Annotated in this window: 2 protein-coding genes; one reads left to right on the top strand and one right to left on the bottom strand. The window is 40.8% G+C overall.

All coding sequences use genetic code 11. The features are described 5' to 3' along the window. Positions 1 to 793 (top strand): adenylate/guanylate cyclase domain-containing protein (locus WBM98_RS18235; protein ID WP_424367445.1); only part of this gene is annotated, 793 nt, incomplete at its 5' end. Positions 794 to 904: 111 nt separating this feature from the next. Here WBM98_RS18235 and WBM98_RS18230 read toward each other — a convergent pair. Then, positions 905 to 2,120: alpha/beta hydrolase family protein (locus tag WBM98_RS18230; protein ID WP_424367444.1), on the bottom strand; the 1,216-nt coding region annotated here is incomplete at its 5' end.

Below are 2,120 nucleotides of genomic sequence, written 5' to 3'. Positions count from 1 at the left end.
GTTATTGGTCATCCTTATAACCTATCCACTTGCGGCCGGTGTCGAATTGAATGTATCTCCTTTTGATACCCAGGTTAGGGATAAATTTTCAAACTTTTTGACGAGTATGGAGTTTGTCAGCACCTCGGTCTCTATTGCATTCAGTCTTTTTACTAGTCTTTTTTATTCTGAAATCAGTGAAAATGTGGGCCATGGGGTGTTGATGAATTTCTTTACCGGAAAATACCACAAACCGACCGAGGAAAAACGAATCTTCCTTTTCTCCGATATGAAGTCCTCGACCACGATTGCAGAGCAATTGGGGCACATCAAGTATTTTGAATTGTTGCGGGAATACTATTCGGACTTTTCGGATGCGATCATTCGCCACGCTGGAGAAGTCTATCAATATGTTGGGGATGAAATCGTTATTTCATGGAAATACGAAGACGGTATAAAAGCCAATAATTGTATCGAATGCTTTTTCGCCATGAAAGCGGACTTACAAAAAAGAGGAGACTGGTATTCGGCAACTTTTGGCGTAGTACCCACGTTCAAGGCTGGGCTTCATGTAGGTAACGTAACCACGGGAGAAATAGGCGCCCTCAAAAAGGAAATCATTTTTACAGGAGATGTCTTAAACACGACCGCCCGTATTCAGGGACTTTGTAATAAATATAACGTGGACATCCTGGTTTCGGAGGATTTAATAACAGCACTACAATTGGGAAATGGGTTTCAAATCGAATCTTTGGGAACAACCGCATTGAAAGGAAAAGAAGTAAGAATGGAGTTGTTTACTATTCTTGGCTAACTGATATTGTTCGTGGTTTCATAGTCTATACTATTTAATCGCTCAAAATCATTTGAAGATTTTGGGGTATATCTAGTTATATTCAAAAACTGTCCATAAGGTTATGGCAACTTACCAGGAATTGGTGTTTATCCAGGTTTCAATGGTTTCCAGGAAATCTGGATGCAATTTTGCCCAGTACGGAAAATCGGTCTGACCAGCGTGGTACATGGAATGGTTGGCATCCTTCAATTCCACGATTTTATAATTGTCATTACCAGCTTCTTCCAACGCTTTGGAAATCAGTTCATGGCTGTTTTCGGGAATGATCTCGTCCAAAGTTCCTTGAATAATCAAAATAGGTTGTTTGGTTTTTTGGAAATAGGACATAGGGCTGTATGAAAGTTTTGGGTCTATCTGAACTTCATCAAGATTTGGAATCCAGATATCTGGGTACCATGGTTTGGATTTTTCCAACTCGATGGACTTCTCCAACTCGGTCCTTGTCAGGTCTCCGGCAATATGTTTAAAAACTTTTCTTTGCAATTCCACCCCTTCTTCAGGTATATCGGGATTATTGTTCTTCCACGCGTTCAGGTCACTTTCCAATAAGGTAGTGCCCGGGCAACTGACCGCAATACCATACTTCAGATCTTGTAATTCATTCAGAATATAGGGGACTTTAGTCGCGCCTTGACTGCTTCCCTTTATGCCGATTTTGGATAAGGGGATTCCGGTTTGTACGGAAAAATAGGCAATGGCATTTACATCATCCGACAATAATTCTTCCATGGTCGCTGCCTGCCAATTACCTTCGGAAGTTCCGGTACCACGTTTATCATAATGAAAGGTGGTATATCCTTTATTGGCAAAATAGATAGCCTCTGCCCTGGACCCGCTGCGATCACCGCTTCCTGAAGAAGTAAGAAATACAATTCCCTTATTATTGAGTTTAGCTGGAACTCGAATAGTCCCACCCATTTTCAGACCGTTTGATTTAAGGATGACTTCTTCGGTTTTTACACTTTCTTCCCTGCTTAAAGCTTCTCTCTTTAAGGTATAGGTTGTTACTAGCGAATCGACTTCCAATGATCCGGACAATCGAGCATAATTATCGATCCATTTGTTTTTAAAGTCATAGGTGTAGTGATCGCTTTGTAACATAAAACGTATTGAATCACCCCTTACCTGCGCATTGTGTAAGGGAATCTGAAATTCATTCTGTTCCAAACTGGTAAAGAACACTTTCCAGTCGGTGGAATCTTTTTTGATTTCGAAGGATATCGTATCGGAAAAATTGCCATGCCTGAAAATACCGCTGTAGACTCCTTCCTTTCCAACTTTCAAT

This window comes from Maribacter sp. (assembly GCF_049667165.1).
Lineage (GTDB): Bacteria > Bacteroidota > Bacteroidia > Flavobacteriales > Flavobacteriaceae > Maribacter_A.
The sequence above is the reverse complement of the archived record's forward strand: the minus strand, read 5'-3'. Positions and strand labels throughout refer to the sequence as shown.